Genomic DNA, 17,156 nt, shown 5'->3' on the forward strand with positions numbered 1-17,156 from the left:
CCTCGCCGGGGCGCTGACCCCGGACCGTCGTTCAGGGTACGCACACGCACCCGGGACTCCCCCCTCCGCGAGGGCGACGAGCCTCACGTCCGCGGAGCCTGCGGATCTCGGCAGATTCTCAGGACGGGTGACTAGCGCCACACGGATATATCAATACGATACGTCGTGTGACACGCCGTGCGGAGACCATCGAGCTGGCGGTCCTCGGGCTGCTGCACGAGGGCCCGATGCACGGCTACGAGCTGCGCAAGCGGCTCAACCTCATGCTGGGCTGGGGTCGCGTCCTCTCCTACGGGTCGCTCTACCCCACGCTCAAGAAGATGCTGCGCACCGGCCTCATCGAGGAGGCCGAGCTCGGGAGCGTCCGCCCGAGCCGCCGACCCCGCATCACGTACCAGCTCACGGACGACGGCCATCACAGGTTCGAGCACCTGATGACCGAGGTAGGACCGACCGCCTGGGAGGACGAGACCTTTGGCGTGCGGTTCGCATTCTTCGGCCGGACGGACATGGAGAGCCGACTGCGGGTCCTCGAGGGACGACGCAGCCGGCTCCAGGAGCGCCTGCACCGCGTGCAGGCCGACCTCGCGCGCACCCAGAAGGAGGTCGACCGCTACGCGGCCGAGCTCCAGCGGCACGGCGTGGAGTCGGTCGAGCGCGAGGTGGACTGGCTCTCCCGGCTCATCGACGCCGAGCGGCGCGGTGGGCAGCCCGGACCCGTGGATGGCGCCCACCTGCCGGCGGGCACCCCGGACGGGGGCCCGCCGGACCGCACCTGAGAAAGGACACCCACATGGGTTCTGTTCGCGTCGCCATCGCGGGAGTCGGCAACTGTGCCAGCTCCCTCGTCCAGGGCGTGACCTACTACGCCGACGCCGACCCGCGGACCACGGTCCCGGGCCTCATGCACGTCGAGCTCGGCCCGTACCACGTCGGTGACGTGGAGTTCGTGGCTGCGTTCGACGTCGACGACCTCAAGGTCGGCAAGGACCTCTCGGAGGCCATCGGCGCCTCGCAGAACAACACGATCACCTTCGCGCAGGTGCCGACCCTCGGCGTCGAGGTGCAGCGCGGCCCGACCATGGACGGCCTGGGCAAGTACTACCGCCAGACCATCGACGAGTCGCCGGCCGAGCCGGTCGACGTCGTGCAGGCGCTGAAGGACTCCGGTGCCGACGTCCTCGTCTCCTACCTGCCCGTGGGCTCGGAGGAGGCCGACAAGTTCTACGCCCAGTGCGCCATCGACGCGGGTGTCGCGTTCGTCAACGCGCTGCCCGTGTTCATCGCCTCCGACCCGGTGTGGGCCAAGAAGTTCACGGACGCGGGGGTGCCGATCGTCGGTGACGACATCAAGTCCCAGGTCGGCGCCACCATCACCCACCGCGTGATGGCCAAGCTGTTCGAGGACCGTGGCGTCGCGCTGGACCGCACCTACCAGCTCAACGTGGGCGGCAACATGGACTTCAAGAACATGCTCGAGCGCGAGCGCCTGGAGTCGAAGAAGACCTCCAAGACCCAGGCGGTCACCTCGAACCTCACCGGCGAGCTGGCCGGCAAGATCAGCGACCGCAACGTCCACATCGGCCCCTCGGACCACGTGGAGTGGCTCGACGACCGCAAGTGGGCCTACGTGCGCCTGGAGGGTCGGGCGTTCGGCGACGTGCCGCTGAACCTGGAGTACAAGCTGGAGGTCTGGGACTCCCCGAACTCCGCCGGCATCATCATCGACGCCGTGCGCGCCGCGAAGATCGCCAAGGACCGCGGCATCGGCGGCCCGATCGTCTCGGCGTCCTCGTACCTGATGAAGTCGCCCCCGGTGCAGCTGCCGGACGACGAGGGACGCCGTCGGGTCGAGGCGTTCATCGCGGACGCCGAGTAGGTAGTACTGCCCGTCATGCCCCGCCGGCCCGGACCGGTGGCCTCGAGACAGGACCTCGTCCTTCCTCGACCTCCGGTCCGGGCTCACGCCCCATCTCTGGCCTTCCGCTCAGTGAGAGCATGAGGGCATGGCCGGCAACACCTCGACCCCCGGCGCCACGGTCACCTCCCGCGTGATGGCGCTGCTGAGCGCGTTCGACGAGCACCACCGCCGGCTGGGGCTGACCGAGCTCGCCCGGCGTGCCGGGGTGCCGGTGCCCACCGCGCACCGGCTCGTCGGGGAGCTCACCGCGCACGGGGCGCTCGCCCGGGACGCCGAGGGCCGGTACACGATCGGCCGGCGGGTCTGGGACCTCGGGCACCTCGCGCCCGTGCAGTCGGGCCTCGTCGAGACCGCCTCGCCGTTCCTGCACGACCTGTACGCCGCCACGCTCGTCACCGTCCACCTGGCGGTGCGCGACGGCGAGGAGTGCCTCTACCTCGACCGGCTGCGCGGCCACGCCTCGGTGCCGGTGGTCAGCCAGGTCGGCTCGCGGCTGCCGCTGCACGCCACCGGCGTGGGCAAGGTGCTGCTCGCCCACGCGCCGGCCGAGGTGCAGGAGCGGGTGCTCGCCCGGCCGCTGCGCCGCTCCACGCCGCACACGGTGGTCAACGCGCGGGTCCTGCGCACGCAGCTGGAGGCCGTCGTCCGGGACGGGTGGGCGACCACGTCCGAGGAGATGACGCTCGGGGCGGCCTCCGTCGCCGTGCCCGTGCTCCGCCGCACGGAGCAGGGTCCCGACGTCGTCGCCGCCCTCGGGGTGGTCGTGCCGCCCAAGCGGCTCCAGCGCAGCCGGCTGGTGGCGGGGCTCCAGGTGGCCGCGCAGGGCATCGGCCGCGCGCTCGGCCCGGGCTGAGGCTCAGCCCCGCGCGGCCCACCAGGCGAGCAGCTTCTCCCGGGCGACCTCGGGCTCCTGCGGGCCCTCGTCCATGCGCAGCTCGAGGAGCCACGTGTAGGCCTCGCCGACCTCGCGGCCGGGTGCGATGCCCAGGATCTCCATGATCTGGTTGCCGTCGAGGTCGGGGCGGATCGAGTCCAGCTCCTCGCGCTCGCGCAGGTCGGCGATGCGCCGCTCCAGGTCGTCGTAGGTGCGCTGGAGCCGCTCGGCCTTGCGCTTGTTGCGCGTGGTCGAGTCGGCGCGGGTCAGCACGTGCAGACGCTCCAGCTGGTCGCCGGCGTCGCGGACGTAGCGGCGCACCGCGGAGTCGGTCCACTCACCGGTGCCGTAGCCGTGGAACCGCAGGTGCTGCTCGACGAGCTGGCTGACCTGCTCGGTCTCCTCGTTGGAGAACCGCAGTGCCTTCATCCGCTTGCGGGTCATCTTGGCGCCGACGACGTCGTGGTGGTGGAACGTCACCGAGCCGTCGTCCAGGAACTTGCGGGTGCGCGGCTTGCCGACGTCGTGCATGAGCGCGGCGAAGCGCGCGACGAAGTCGGGGCCCTCGAGCCGCTCGGCCTCCAGATCGATCGCCTGCTCGAGCACGGTGAGGGTGTGCTCGTAGACGTCCTTGTGCCGGTGGTGCTCATCGCGCTCCAGCGCCAGCGCCGGCAGCTCGGGCAGGACGCGCTCGGCCAGCCCGGTCTGCACGAGCAGCGTGAGGCCGCGCCGCGGCCAGCGGGCGCACACCAGCTTCACCAGCTCGTCGCGGACCCGCTCGGCGGAGATGATCTCGATCCGGTCGGCCATCGCGGTCATGGCGGCCACGACCTCGGGAGCGACGTCGAAGCCGAGCTGGGCGGCGAACCGGGCCGCGCGCATCATCCGCAGCGGGTCGTCGGAGAAGGACGCCTCGGGGGTGCCGGGGGTGCGCAGCAGCCCCTGGGCCAGGTCGAGCACGCCGCCGAAGGGGTCCTCGACGGTGCGAGCGGGCAGCCGCACGGCCATCGCGTTGACGGTGAAGTCACGGCGGCCGAGGTCGCCGGCGAGGCTGTCGCCGAAGTCGACGTCGGGCTTGCGGGACGACGGGTCGTAGGACTCCGAGCGGTAGGTGGTGACCTCGATCTGGAAGTCGCCCTTGCGGCAGCCGATCGTGCCGAACTCGCGGCCCATGTCCCACATGCCCTCGGCCCAGCCCTTGAGCACCCGCTCGGTCTCCTCGGGGCGTGCCGAGGTGGTGAGGTCGAGGTCGTTGTGGCGGCGGCCGAGCATGGCGTCGCGCACCGGACCACCGACGAGGGCGATCTCGTGGCCGGCCTCGGTGAACAGGCGACCCAGGTCGTCGATCACCGGGCCCAGCCGGTCCAGCTCCGCCGTCACGGCGCGCTGCACCTCGACGATGCTCACGGGGGTGGGGTCGGTCTCCGGCACGGCGGACCACTCTAGTGAAGACACCGCCCGCACGCCGCATGCGCGAGCACCCGCCCCGGTGCGGGTGGCCGCACGGGCCCGTCCGCCGTCCCGGGTGACGATCCTCTCCCCGCCTGGCGGGGCTGGGCGTCAGGGCGTGCCCGCCCCTCTATCCTGCGCACGTGCCTCGCCTGCCCGGACCCGTCGTCGCGCCCCTGCCCGGGCGCCCCGACCGGCGGCGTCCGGACGCGCCGCGGGTGGTCCGGCTGCTCGTGGGGCTGGTGCTGGCCCTCACCGTCCTGCCCGTGCTGGGCGTCACCCCGGCCACCGCGGCCGACGAGGCCGCCGAGCCGCTCACCCTCACCCTCGACGAGGTCTCCCCGCAGATCCCGGCCCGCGGGTCGGTGCGGGTCTCCGGCACGATCACGAACACCGACGACGTCACCTGGACGACGATCAACCTCTACCCGTTCGTGGGCACCGAGCCGATCACGACCGCCGCCGGCCTGGCCGCGGCCTCGGAGACCGCGCTCGACGAGGTCGTCGGCGAGCGGGAGGCCAGCCGGGGGCCGTACCAGGTGATCGACCGGCTCGACCCGGGCGACACCGTCTCCTACTCCTTCCGCGTGCCCGTGCGCCGCCTCGCGCTGACCGGCCAGGGCGTCTACTGGTTCGGGGTGCACGCCCTCGGCCAGGACGACGTCGGCCGCGACGACGTGGCCGACGGCCGGGTGCGCACCTTCCTGCCGCGCGTGGTCGACGACACCGCCTCGGTGCCGGTGGCCGTCGTGCTCCAGCTGCGCCGCCGCGTCCGCTACGACACCGACGGCTCCGTGGCCCGGCTCGACACCTGGACCAGCTCGCTGGACCCCGACGGCCGGCTCGGTCGGCTGCTGCGGATGGCCGAGGGGGCCGGCTCCAGCGGCGTGACCTGGGTGGTCGACCCGGCCGTCACCGACGCCCTCACCCGCCTCGCCGCCGGCAACCCTCCGCGCTCGACCGCCCCCACGCTCACCCCCGAGGAGCTGGACGAGGCGACGGAGAGCCCCGACGCCTCCGCGAGCCCCACCCCCGCGCAGCCGCAGCCCACGGACGAGGACGACGTCGCCCAGGAGGAGCCCTCGGGCAGCGCCTCCCCCTCCGACGAGGACAGCGCGCCCGAGGAGGACGAGCCCGAGCTGGACGCGGCCACCCAGGCCGCGGCCGACGCCGCCGCCGACTACCTCGCCCGGCTCCAGGTGCTCGCCGACCAGGGGCAGGAGTTCCTGTCGCTGCCCTACGGCGACCTGGACGTGGCGGCCGCCGCCCTGCGCGGCCGACCCGGCAACCGGACCGTCGCCGACCCGCGGCAGAGCACCGCGGCCGACCCCTCGGCCTCCGTGTCCCCCTCGGCGTCCGCCTCCGCCTCGTCCAGCTCTTCCTCGAGCGCCACCAGCACCCCCGAGCCCGGGGAGACGGTGACGGTGGAGCCCGACGAGGACGCCACCGACGAGCCCACCGACGGGCCCAGCGACGAGCCGACCGACGACCCGGCGGCCCGCACCGCCGCCTCCTACGTCCCGACGACGGGGCAGGACTGGTTCGACGCCGCCCGCTTTCGCGCCGGCAACCTGCTGGCCGGCACCACCACCCGGACGATGCCGGTGGTGGCGCCCCCCGGCGGCTACCTCTCCGGCCGCGCCCTGCGACTGCTCGGCAACCGCGAGACCGTGCTGCTGACCGACGACGCCGTGCGCGACGAGGGCCTGCGCACCGACGGCGTCGCGCCCACCACCGTCTCGGTCGCCGGCAACCGCGTCGTGCTCAGCGCCTCGGCGGTGCTGGACGGCGGCCCCGACTCCGACGACCGGCCCTCCACCCTCTCGCTGCGCCAGCGGCTGCTCTCCGAGGCCGCCGTGCGCTCCGCGACGGTCGCCGGCGAGGACAGCGAGGCCGTGCAGCCGCTGGTCGTCGTGCTGCCCGCGTGGTTCACCCCGGAGGACCCGGACACGTTCCTGGCCCAGCTCGACCTCCCCTGGACCGACCCCGACGCCCTCACCGAGGCCACCGTGGGCGGCGGCGGCACCGCGCTGCGGCGCAGCGCGCTGGTCTACGGCCGCGCCGCCGCGTCCGCCCAGATCGAGGCCGGCGTCTTCACCTACGCCCAGCGGCTCGCGGCCGCGGGCGCCGGGCTCCAGGACCTGCTGACCTACAACGACCAGGTGGGCTCCGACGTCCTGGACGAGGCGCTCACCGACCTCGGGTACGGCTGGCGCCGCCGACAGACCGCCATCAGCCGCGCCGCCTTCGCGAGCACCGTCAGGCTGCGCAGCAGCATCGGCGGCGTCACCATCAGCGGGCCACCGGGCGTGACCCTCTCCAGCGCCACGGGCAGGTTCTCCGCCACCGTGGAGAACACGCTGGACGAGGCGGTCACCGTGCAGGTCACGGCGTCGACCGACGCCGACCTCGCCGTCGACCAGCCCGACGCGGTGACCGTGGCCGCCGGTGGCTCCGCGACGATCCTGCTCGACGCCACCGCCCTCACCCAGGGCGTGCACACCGTGCGGCTGGTGCTGGTCGACGCGGCCGGCACCCCCACGGGCGCCACCGTCACGGTGCCGGTGCGCGCCGCGGCCGTCAGCGACGTCATCTGGCTGGTGATGGGCTCCGGCGTCGTGCTGCTCTTCGGCGCGATCGCGGTGCGGCTGTTCCGCCGCGTCCGCCGTGCCCGGGCCACCGCCCGCGAGGCGCGGGCCGCCGGCGCCGCCCCGGCCGGGACGGACCACGCGAGCCAGGACCGGGCGGACGAGGCGGACCAGGACCAGACGGACGAGCACGACCAGCAGGACGGACCCGCATGAGCGACCCGCAGGAGCCGAACCCCGACCAGGATCGCCGCTCGCTCCTCTCCAGCTCGGCGGTGATGGCCGCCGGCACGACGTTCTCCCGGCTCTCGGGCCTGATCCGCTCGGTGCTGCTCGCCGCGGCGCTGGGCAACCTGGCGCACGCCGACGCGTTCAACGTCGCCAACACCGTGCCGAACATGCTCTACATCCTGCTGGCCGGCGGCGTGTTCAACGCCGTGCTCGTGCCGCAGCTGGTGCGGGCGATGAAGAACGACGCCGACCGGGGCGAGGCCTACACCAACCGGATCATGACCCTCGCGGTGCTGTTCCTCGGCGCCGTGACGGTGGCGCTGGTCGTGGCGGCGCCGTGGGTCGTGGCGCTCTACTCCGACCCCGACTGGCCGCCCGCGGTCACCGAGGCCACCGTCGACCTGGCCCGCTACTGCCTGCCGCAGGTGTTCTTCTACGGGGCGTTCGTGCTGGTCGGCCAGGTGCTCAACGCCCGCGGCCGGTTCGGCCCGATGATGTGGGCACCGATCGCCAACAACGTGGTCTCCGTGGCTGTCCTGCTGGTCTACCTGGGTGTCTTCGGCGCGGCAGACGCGGCTGAGCAGGTAGGTGGCTACACGCCGGGCCAGGAGGCGCTGCTGGGTCTCGGCTCGACGCTGGGCATCGCGGTGCAGCTGCTGGTGCTGCTGCCGTACCTGCGCGAGGCCGGCTTCGTGTTCCGGCCCCGGTTCGACTTCCGCGGCTCCGGGCTCGGCCACACCCTGCGACTCGGCATCTGGACCGTCGGCTTCGTCATCGTCAACCAGGCCGCCTACACCGTCGTCGTCCGCCTCGCGACGTCCGGCACTGCGGGCGGCACGACCGAGGGCACCGGCTACTCGGTCTACTCCGCAGCCTTCCTCATCGTGATGGTGCCGCACTCCGTGGTCACCGTCTCGCTGGCCACGGCCGTCCTGCCCCGGCTCTCGGCCCGGGCGGAGGACGGCGACCGCGCCGGCGTCGCCGACGTCCTCTCCTCGGTGATGCGGACGTCGCTGGCGGTCATCGTCCCGTTCGCGCTGCTGCTGCCGGCGCTCGCCGACCCGCTCGCCCGGGTGCTGCTCGGCTGGGGCGCCGCCGAGGGCACCGTCGAGAACTACGTGCCCACCATCGCCGTGTTCGGCCCCGGCGTCGCCCTGTTCACGCTGCACTACCTCGTGCTGCGCGGGTTCTACGCGCTGGAGATGACCCGGACCGTGTTCTGGATCCAGTGCGTCGTCGGCGCGGTCAACGTCGCCGTCGCCGTCGCCCTGGTGAGCGCCACCGGCGTCGAGGCCACCGCGCCCTCGCTCGCGATCGCCTACGCCTGCGCGTACGCCGCGGGCTCCGCGGTCTCCTTCGTCGTCCTCGGGCGACGCCTGGGCGGCCTGGGCGGACGACGGCTCGCCGGCTACGGCCTGCACCTGGTGCTCCTCAGCGCGGTGACCGCGGGCGTCGGGTGGGGCGTGGCCCGCCTCGTCGGCGTGGGGCTGGACGACCGGCTGCCCGACAAGCTGTCGGCCCTGGCCGAGCTGGCCGCGGTCGGCGTCGCCGCCGTCGCGGTGTACCTGGTGCTGGCTCGCCTCACCCGCCTGCGCGAGGTCGCCGAGGTGCTCGACACGGTCGGCGTCGGCCGGGTGCTCGCCAAGCTCCGGCGTTGACCCGCCACGCAGCCTGCCCACCTCGTACGGTGGCCCCACCGGGCCTACGATGAGGCCCACGTGACCGGTGCCGTGCACGGAGGTACCGGTCGCACCCCGCGACCACCCCCACGGCGAACGGAGCGCAGCGTGCCCCTGTCCAACCGCCCCGGCGACGAGCTGGTCGGGCGGTACCGGCTCGTGGACCTGCTCAGCGAGAGCAGGGGCGGTCGGTTCTGGCGGGCGCACGACCGGGTGCTGGAGCGACAGGTCGCGGTGCACGTCATCAGCGAGGACGACGACCGCGCCGATGCGCTGCTCGACGCCGCCCGACGCTCGGCCACCGTGCTCGACCCCCACATCCTGCGGGTGCTCGACGCCGCCCGCGCCGACGGCCTCTGCTTCGTGGTCAACGAGTGGGGCAGCGGCACGTCGCTGGACACCATGCTCTCCGCCGGCGGCCCGCTGCCGCCGCGCCAGGCCGCCTGGCTGGCCGGGGAGGTCGCCCAGGCCACCCGCACCGCGCACCGCGCCGGGGTGCCGCACGGGCGCCTGGTGCCCGAGAGCGTGCTGGTCGACTCCTCCGGCTCGGTGCGGATCATCGGCTGGTGCGTCGACGCGGCGCTGCACGGCCGCGGCGCCGGCTCCACCGAGGACGACCTCGCCGACCTGGCCGGCCTGCTCTACGCCGGGCTCACCGCCCGCTGGGGCGGCCCGTCCTCCTCGTCCGTGCCCGCGGCCCCCCGCGACCACGACCGGGTGCTGCGGCCGCGGCAGGTCCGCGCCGGCATCCCCCGCCCCCTCGACAGCCTCTGCGACGCGCTGCTCAACCCCGACGGGGACGAGGCCCGCAGCGCCGAGGACGTGGTGGAGGAGCTGGAGGACTTCGTCGGCGACGACACCGGCCTGCGACGCTCCATCATCGGCCGGCTGGTGACCCCCGAGCCCCGCGTCTCCCTGCCCGCCGTGCCGGACTTCTCCGTGCGCGAGACCGCCGTGGAGCAGCCCACCCAGGCCTGGACGCCGCCCGCGGACCTGGGGGCCCCCTCCGACGACTCCGTGGACACCGGCGACACGGTCGCGGTCGCGGCCGCCGGGGCTGCTGCTGGGGCCGGGGCTGCTGCTGTGGCCGCCGGAGCGCACGCGGCGGCCGTCGGGGACAGCGACGACCAGCCCGACGACCAGCCCGACGACCCGGGCGACCCGGGCGAGGACCTCAGCGGGGGCCAGGGCGAGGCCGCGACCGCCGAGCACGCCGCTGTCCCGGCCGCGGACGACCCCCTCTTCGGCGACGTCCCGCCCGCGAGCGGCGAGGTCCCCGACGACGCCGACGCCGACGACGCCGAGAGCACTCCCGGGGACGAGGCGGACGACCCGGCCGAGGACGAGCCCGACCTGGGCCCCGCCACCGTGGCCACCCTCCCGCCCCAGCCGGCAGCCGCCCCGGGCAGGGAGACGGGCGTGGAGACGGGCGAGGAGAAGGGCAGCCAGGGCCACCACCGCCCCGCCCCCGGCCCACCGCCCGAGCCGCTCGCACCCGTGCCTGCGCGTCCGCTGTTCGCCCCGGACCCCGAGGACGGTGGGCCCGCCCGCCGCACGCGCCACCCCGCGCCCACCGGGCCCGAGCCGGACCCCGAGTACTGGCCGTGGGAGACCGGCACCGGCACGGTGCCGCCGATGCTCCCGCCCGAGGACGACGACGTCCCGCCGCCGCGCAGCCCGGGTCGGCGCACCCTCACGGTCGCCGCCGTCCTGCTCGTGCTGCTGGGGCTCTTCGTCGCGCTCACCGTGGCGTGGAACGTCGGTCGGGGCCGCACCCCGCTCGGCGCCGAGCCGACCACGCAGGAGACCTCGGCCTCGGCGACCGACGGCACCTCCGCGTCCGCCGAGCCCACGCCCCTGACCGGGCTGACCGCCACGGACCTGGACCCCCTGGCCGACCCGCCCGAGGAGAACCCGGAGCTCGCGCCGAACGCGGTCGACGGCGACGCCTCCACCTCCTGGGTCACCTCCACCTACATCCAGGACCTGGGGCCGTCGGGCCTCAAGACCGGCGTGGGCCTCGTGGTCGACCTCCAGGACGTGACGAGCGTCGACAGCGTCCGGGTGCAGCTGCGTGGCCGCCCCACCGGCTTCTCGCTCTACCTGACCGACGACGAGGTCACCACCGACCCCGCCGCCGTCGACGGCCTGGAGCCGGTCGCCTCGCGCGGTCGGGCCGGCACGGACGTCACCGTCGACCTGGACGGGGCCCAGGGCCGCTACCTCACCCTGTGGCTCACCTCGCTGCCCACCGTCGACGGCGGCTTCCGCGGCGAGGTCCGCGAGATCACCGTGCTGGCGGCCGAGGACGGCTCGTGAGCCACCCGGACGCGCCCGGCGACGTCCCCCTCGAGGAGCTCGACGACAAGGAGCTCGTGCGTCGTCACGTGGCCGGCGAGCCCGGGGCCTTCGGCGAGCTGTTCCGCCGGCACCGGGACCGCCTGTGGGCCGTCGCCCTGCGCACCTGCGGCAACCCCGAGGACGCCGCGGACGGCCTCCAGGACGGCATGGTGGCCGCCTACCGCCGCGCCGGCAGCTACCAGGGCCGGGCCGCCGTCACTACCTGGCTGCACCGCGTCGTCGTCAACGCCTGCCTCGACCGGCTCCGCGCCCAGCAGGTCCGCCGGGCCGAGCCGCTGCCCGACGTCCTGCCCGTGCACCTGGAGGAGTACGGGCCCCGCGGCGCCGACGGGCCGCCGCCGACGGACCCGGCCGCGGAGGTCGTGCGCGGCGAGACGCGACGGGCGGTGCTCGAGGCGCTCGCCGAGCTGCCCCTGGAGCAGCGGGCCGCCCTCGTCCTCGTGGACATGGAGGGCCACTCCGTGGCCGAGGCCGCCGACATCCTGCGCTGTGCCGTGGGCACCGTGAAGTCGCGCTGCTCCCGCGGGCGCGCCCGCCTCGCCGTGCTCCTGGCCGACCTGCTCGAGAACGCCGAGACACCCGTCACGCCCCCGCCGGGGAACCCCGAGGGGCGGCGGGCCGTCCCACCCGTGGAGCCACGCGGCCCACCCACCGCCTGACCCCCCCTTCTGACCACCCCCCTGACCACCCCGCTGCCCACCACCCGAGAGGAGCCCCGTGACCACCCCGACCCCGCGCGAGCGCGACGACCAGGTGCGCGCGCTCCTCGCCGGCGTCCGCGAGGACGAGGGCACCCCCACCGAGGTCGCCTCCCGGCTCGACGACGTGCTCGCCCGGCTCGAGGCCGGCGAGGACGTGCCCGGGCCCGCCTCGCCCGCGGCCGTCGTGGAGCTGGCCGCGGTGCGCCGTCGCCGGGTCGTCCGGCTGCTCGCCGGTGCTGCCGCGGTCGTGGTGCTCGGCGTCGGCGTCGGCAACGGCGTCCAGTACCTGTCGGGCGGCTCCTCGGGCAACGACTCCGCCTCCTCGGCGGCCTCCTCGCTCACGCAGGGCGACGCCGCGGACTCCTCCGCCGGCCGCACCAGCGAGGACGACGGCGGCGCCGCCGAGAGCGGGAACGACACCTTCTCCGACCAGTCCGGCCGGGTGCAGGTGCCGGTGCAGCAGGTCCTCTCGCTCGACGGCACCCTCCAGCCCGTCTCCGAGGCCGCGTTCGCGGACGACGCGCGCCGCCTGCGCTTCCGCCTGCGCGCCGGCGAGGGCTCCCGGGCGGCCGGCGCCGGGCTCGGCGCCGACTGGCAGGCCTGCACCCCCGCCGACTGGGGCCGGGGCCGACTCCTGGCCGTCGAGTACGACGGCCGCGCCGCCGTCCTCGCCTACCGCCCGTCGGAGGGCGAGACGCAGGTGGTCGACGTGCTCCAGTGCGGGTCCGGCGACGTCCTGCGCTCGGCCACCCTCACCGGCCGCTGAGCGTGACGTCCACCCGCGGCATCGCGGACCGGGGTGGGGGAATGGCGCTCGCCTACGATGCGTTCGCAACGATGCACCGAGCAGCAGAGGCATCGACCGGCGAGGGACGAGTCCCCCGGTCGTCGAGAGCCCCACGAGGGCTGGAACGAGGAGCGATCCAGGCATGACCCTGAACGAGCAGGAGACGGCCGCGCAGGACACGGCTGTCCGCAACGTCATCATCATCGGCTCGGGTCCGTCCGGGTACACCGCAGCCGTCTACGCGGCCCGCGCGAACCTGAGCCCGCTGGTCTTCGAGGGCTCCGTCACCGCCGGTGGCGCGCTCATGAACACCACCGAGGTCGAGAACTTCCCCGGCTTCCGCGACGGCATCATGGGCCCGGCCCTGATGGACGAGATGCGTGCCCAGGCCGAGCGCTTCGGCGCCGAGCTGGTGGCCGACGACGTCGTCGAGGTCGACCTCACCGGCGACGTGAAGGTCGTCAAGACCGCCACCGACACCCACCGGGCGCACTCCGTCATCCTCGCCACCGGCTCCGGCTACCGGAAGCTCGGCCTGGAGAAGGAGAACACCCTCTCGGGCCGCGGCGTCTCCTGGTGCGCGACCTGCGACGGCTTCTTCTTCCGCGACCAGCACATCGCCGTCGTCGGCGGCGGCGACTCCGCCGTCGAGGAGGCCACCTTCCTCACGCGCTTCGCCTCGAAGGTCTCCATGATCGTGCGCCGCGACGAGCTCCGCGCCTCCAAGATCATGCAGGAGCGGGCCCTCAACGACCCCAAGCTCGAGATCGTCTGGAACTCGGCCGTCAGCGACATCCACGGCGAGGACAAGGTCTCCGGCATCACGCTGACCGACACCGTGACCGGCCAGACTCGCGACCTGGACGCCACGGGCCTCTTCGTCGCCATCGGCCACGACCCGCGCAGCGAGCTGCTGAAGGGCCAGGTCGACCTCGACAGCGAGGGCTACGTCCTGGTCAAGCACCCCTCGACCGCGACGAACCTCGCCGGCGTCTTCGCCTGCGGCGACCTCGTCGACCACCACTACCGCCAGGCGATCACCGCGGCCGGCACCGGCTGCTCCGCGGCCCTGGACGCCGAGCGCTTCCTCGCCGAGCTCGAGACCACCGCCACGTCCCCCGCCGACGCCGAGGCCCGCGCCGAGGCCGAGCTGGGGGTCTGAGACCCGCACCGGGGTCCCCACCAGGGGCTTCCCCACCGCCGGTCGGGGCGGAACAATCGAGGCCCCCGACCGTGTTGAACCCACATCCGACGCCGCGTGAGCAGCGTCGCCCAGGCGCACACCGCTGCGCGACCAGATCAGAAAGGGACATCCTCGTGGCCAAGATGGATGCAGTCACCGACGCCGAGTTCGACACCTCGGTCCTCCTGTCCGAGAAGCCCGTCCTCGTCGACTTCTGGGCCGAGTGGTGCGGCCCGTGCCGCCAGGTCTCCCCGATCCTGGAGGAGCTGAACGGCGAGCACGGCGACAAGGTCACCTTCCTCAAGATGAACGTGGACGAGAACCCGGTCACCCCGGCCTCCTACCGCGTCACCGGCATCCCGACCATCAACGTCTACTCCAAGGGCGAGGTCGTGAAGTCCATCGTGGGTGCGCGCCCCAAGGCCGTGCTGCTCAAGGAGCTCGCCGAGTTCATCTGAGTCCCCGCCCTCCCCGGAAGGCCGCGCTCAGTCCGCGTCCCCGTCGTCCCTGCGGACGGCGGGGACGCGCCGTTCCGGAGCCGGTGCCGGGGCCGGGCGCACGACCCCGGCGAGCCTGCCCAGCGCCGCCTCCACCTCCTCGCGCCAGGTCAGCGCGGTGCGCAGGTCCATCCGCATCCGCGGGGCCACCGGGTGCGGTCGCACGGTGCGGAAGCCCACCCGGGCCAGGAACTCGGCCGGCGCGGCGCAGCCCGGCGCGCTGCCGTGCGAGCCGAACGCCTCCAGGGCCCGCACGCCACGACCGACGAGGTCGCGGGCCGCCTGCTGCACGAGCATCCGGCCGAGTCCCCCGCCGCGGTGGTCGGGGTGCACCCAGAGGCCGGCCAGGAGCACGGCGTCCTCGCCCGCGGGGGCCGTCGGGAAGGCGCCGGCGCCCGGCAGGTGCCCGGCCGGGGCGTAGAGCACGTGGGCCACCTCGACGCCGTCGACCAGCAGCACCCTCCCGCACGACCCCCACTCGCGCAGGCGCTCGGAGACGAGCGCCTGCTTCTCCTCGGCGCGCTCGTCCTCGGGAACCCGGTCGCGACGCACCGGGTCGAGCTCCCAGAACAGGCACCGGGCGCAGGGCGAGCCGGTGGCCTCCAACCGGTCCAGCGTGAGCGGGACTCCTCGTCGTGCCACGTGCCACCTCCGTGTGGGCCGCGACTGACCAGCACCTGACCGGCGCGTGCGATGGCGGGCCTCATCGTTCATGCTAGGGGGACCATGGAGTCCACGCCTGCCCGCACCAGCACCCGCCTCGACTCGTTCGTCGACCGGTACGCCGCCCGCACCAGCGGGATGACGGCGTCCGAGATCCGTGCGCTCTTCGCCGTGGCCTCCCGCCCGGAGGTGGTCTCCCTCGCCGGCGGCATGCCGAACATCTCCGGCCTCCCGCTCGACGTCGTCGGCGACGCCATCGGCAACCTGGTCGCCGAGCACGGTGCCGTCGCGATGCAGTACGGCTCCGGTCAGGGCGTCCCGTTCCTGCGCGAGCAGATCACCGACGTGATGCGCCTGGAGGGCATCGAGGCGCACCCGGACGACGTCGTGGTGACCGTGGGCTCGCAGCAGGCGGTCGACCTGGTGACCCGCATCTTCTGCGACCCGGGCGACGTGGTGATCTGCGAGGCGCCGTCCTACGTGGGGGCGCTCGGCGTCTTCCGTGCCTACCAGGCCGACGTGGTGCACGCCGAGATGGACGCCCAGGGCCTGGTGCCCGAGGCCCTCGAGCAGGCCATCGCCTCCTGCAAGCGCGCCGGGCGCAAGATCAAGTTCCTCTACACGATCCCCAACTTCCACAACCCTGCCGGCGTGACGCTGAGCGCGGAGCGTCGCACGCGGATCATCGAGATCTGCCGCCGCGAGGGCGTCCTCGTCCTGGAGGACAACCCCTACGGCCTGCTCGGGTTCGACGAGGCCCCCATGCGGGCCATGCGCGCCGACGACCCGGACAACGTCATCTACCTGGGCTCCTTCTCCAAGACCTTCGCCCCGGGCTTCCGGGTGGGCTGGGCGCTGTGCCCGCCGCCGGTGCGCGAGAAGATGGTGCTCGCGCAGGAGTCCGCCACGCTGTGCCCGCCGCAGTTCTCGCAGATGGCGGTCTCGGCCTACCTCTCCAACCACGACTGGCAGGGCCAGATCAAGCAGTTCCGCGAGATGTACCGCGAGCGTCGGGACGCGATGATCTCCAGCCTCGCCGACCTGATGCCGGCCGGCACCCACTGGAACGTCCCGGACGGCGGATTCTACGTGTGGCTCACGCTGCCCGACGGGGTGGATGCCAAGGCGATGCTCCCGCGCGCCGTGACCGCACGCGTGGCCTACGTGCCCGGCACCGCGTTCTTCGCCGACGGCTTCGGCTCCCGCTCGATGCGGCTCTCCTTCTGCTACCCGACCCCGGAGCGCATCCGCGAGGGCGTGCGGCGGCTGGCCGGTGTCGTCGAGGCGGAGCTGGAGCTGCGCACCATGTTCGGCGCCACCATCTCCGCGCCGGGCCTCTCCACCGGGTACGACAACCCGAGCGTCGACCTGTCCTGAGGTCGTCCCGGGCCCATCCGCGGTCGTCGGGGTGCCCACGCGGGTTCCCTCGGATGTGGGAGAGTCACCGCATGCGTGACATCACCTACCCGGCGATCATCGTCGCCGCCAAGACGGCGTTCAGGCTGCTGGGTCAGCGGTTCCAGATGACCGGCACGGAGAACGTGCCGCGTGAGGGCGGCGTCATGCTGGCCTACAACCACATCGGCTACGTGGACTTCGTCTACGGCGGCCTGGGGGCCAACCCGTCCGGGCGCCTGGTGCGGTTCATGGCCAAGCGCGAGATCTTCGACCACCCGGTGGGCGGTCCCCTCATGCGCTCGTTCCACCACATCGAGGTCGACCGCGCCGAGGGGCAGGGCTCCTACCTCAAGGCCGTCGACTACCTGCGCAAGGGCGAGGCCGTGGGCATCTTCCCCGAGGCCACCATCTCGCGCTCCTTCGAGCTGAAGGAGTTCAAGAGCGGCGTGGTGCGGATCGCTGCGGCCGCCGGCGTCCCGATCGTCCCCGTCGTCCTGTGGGGCACGCAGCGGATGATGACCAAGGGTCACCCGAAGGACTTCTCCCGGGGCAAGACGATCGCGATCCGCGTGGGCGAGCCGATCCCCACGACCGGGGACCACGACGCCGACCTCGCCGCCCTGCACGCGGCCATGGCGCAGATGCTCGAGGACGCGATCGCGGCCTACCCGGCCGACGAGCAGCCTCCGGGTTCCTGGTGGCTGCCGGCACGTCTCGGGGGCTCCGCACCCACGCCGGACGAGGCGGAGAAGCTCGACCAGGCGGAGAAGAGAGAGCGAGCAGCCCGTCGCGCGGCCAAGCGCGCGAAGAAGTAGCGCTCAGAT

Annotated in this window: 14 protein-coding genes; 12 read left to right on the top strand and 2 right to left on the bottom strand. The window is 74.0% G+C overall.

The genetic code is table 11. From position 1 onward, the window contains the following. Positions 1 to 167: 167 nt before the first annotated feature. The 3 genes from M8316_RS14950 (at position 168) to M8316_RS14960 (ending at position 2,774) form a co-directional block, all read left to right on the top strand. Positions 168 to 779 (top strand): PadR family transcriptional regulator, encoded by a 612-nt coding sequence (locus M8316_RS14950; RefSeq protein ID WP_250055850.1) that lies wholly within the window; start codon positions 168 to 170, stop codon positions 777 to 779. 14 nt (positions 780 to 793) lie between these two features. Further along, positions 794 to 1,879 (top strand): inositol-3-phosphate synthase, encoded by a 1,086-nt coding sequence (locus tag M8316_RS14955; protein WP_250055852.1) that lies wholly within the window; start codon positions 794 to 796, stop codon positions 1,877 to 1,879. 127 nt (positions 1,880 to 2,006) lie between these two features. Then, positions 2,007 to 2,774: an IclR family transcriptional regulator gene (locus tag M8316_RS14960; protein ID WP_250055853.1), complete on the top strand. Its 768-nt coding sequence runs from the start codon at positions 2,007 to 2,009 to the stop codon at positions 2,772 to 2,774. 3 nt (positions 2,775 to 2,777) lie between these two features. Here the strand turns inward: M8316_RS14960 and M8316_RS14965 are convergent, their stop codons facing one another. Further along, positions 2,778 to 4,226 carry a CCA tRNA nucleotidyltransferase gene (locus M8316_RS14965; protein WP_250055854.1) on the bottom strand — a complete coding sequence of 483 codons (1,449 nt, stop codon included), beginning with the start codon at positions 4,224 to 4,226 and terminating at the stop codon, positions 2,778 to 2,780. Positions 4,227 to 4,387: 161 nt separating this feature from the next. Between M8316_RS14965 and M8316_RS14970 the strand changes: the two genes are divergently transcribed. From M8316_RS14970 to trxA, 7 genes are all read left to right on the top strand, one after another. Next, the gene (locus M8316_RS14970) at positions 4,388 to 7,048 is read left to right on the top strand and encodes a DUF6049 family protein (RefSeq protein ID WP_250055855.1); all 2,661 of its coding nucleotides are present in this window, start codon (positions 4,388 to 4,390) and stop codon (positions 7,046 to 7,048) included. Continuing rightward, positions 7,045 to 8,721 carry a murein biosynthesis integral membrane protein MurJ gene (gene murJ / locus M8316_RS14975; RefSeq protein ID WP_250055856.1) on the top strand — a complete coding sequence of 559 codons (1,677 nt, stop codon included), beginning with the start codon at positions 7,045 to 7,047 and terminating at the stop codon, positions 8,719 to 8,721. The genes M8316_RS14970 and murJ overlap by 4 nt, the downstream gene beginning before the upstream one ends. A gap of 129 nt (positions 8,722 to 8,850) precedes the next feature. Then, positions 8,851 to 11,061, top strand: a complete 2,211-nt coding sequence (locus tag M8316_RS14980) for a hypothetical protein (protein WP_250055857.1) — start codon at positions 8,851 to 8,853, stop codon at positions 11,059 to 11,061. After that, positions 11,058 to 11,762 carry an RNA polymerase sigma factor SigM gene (sigM, locus tag M8316_RS14985; protein WP_250055858.1) on the top strand — a complete coding sequence of 235 codons (705 nt, stop codon included), beginning with the start codon at positions 11,058 to 11,060 and terminating at the stop codon, positions 11,760 to 11,762. Before M8316_RS14980 ends, sigM begins: the two co-directional genes overlap by 4 nt. A gap of 58 nt (positions 11,763 to 11,820) precedes the next feature. Then, complete coding sequence (locus M8316_RS14990) at positions 11,821 to 12,570, top strand: hypothetical protein (RefSeq protein ID WP_250055860.1); 750 nt, start codon at positions 11,821 to 11,823, stop codon at positions 12,568 to 12,570. 163 nt (positions 12,571 to 12,733) lie between these two features. After that, the gene (trxB, locus tag M8316_RS14995; RefSeq protein ID WP_250055862.1) at positions 12,734 to 13,753 is read left to right on the top strand and encodes a thioredoxin-disulfide reductase; all 1,020 of its coding nucleotides are present in this window, start codon (positions 12,734 to 12,736) and stop codon (positions 13,751 to 13,753) included. Positions 13,754 to 13,917: 164 nt separating this feature from the next. Then, positions 13,918 to 14,232, top strand: coding sequence for a thioredoxin (gene trxA / locus M8316_RS15000; RefSeq protein WP_250055902.1), 315 nt, complete (start codon positions 13,918 to 13,920; stop codon positions 14,230 to 14,232). Positions 14,233 to 14,259: 27 nt separating this feature from the next. Here trxA and M8316_RS15005 read toward each other — a convergent pair whose 3' ends face one another. After that, positions 14,260 to 14,913, bottom strand: coding sequence for a GNAT family N-acetyltransferase (locus M8316_RS15005; RefSeq protein ID WP_250055864.1), 654 nt, complete (start codon positions 14,911 to 14,913; stop codon positions 14,260 to 14,262). Between the two features lie 84 nt (positions 14,914 to 14,997). Between M8316_RS15005 and M8316_RS15010 the strand changes: the two genes are divergently transcribed. Together M8316_RS15010 and M8316_RS15015 are read left to right on the top strand one after the other, a co-directional pair. Next, on the top strand, positions 14,998 to 16,311 hold the full coding sequence (locus tag M8316_RS15010) for an aminotransferase-like domain-containing protein (RefSeq protein WP_250055866.1): 1,314 nt from the start codon (positions 14,998 to 15,000) through the stop codon (positions 16,309 to 16,311). A gap of 71 nt (positions 16,312 to 16,382) precedes the next feature. Beyond that, positions 16,383 to 17,147, top strand: a complete 765-nt coding sequence (locus M8316_RS15015) for a lysophospholipid acyltransferase family protein (protein WP_250055868.1) — start codon at positions 16,383 to 16,385, stop codon at positions 17,145 to 17,147. The last annotated feature ends 9 nt before the right edge of the window (positions 17,148 to 17,156 follow it).

It is taken from the genome of Nocardioides bruguierae (genome assembly GCF_023554635.1).
Lineage (GTDB): Bacteria > Actinomycetota > Actinomycetes > Propionibacteriales > Nocardioidaceae > Nocardioides > Nocardioides bruguierae.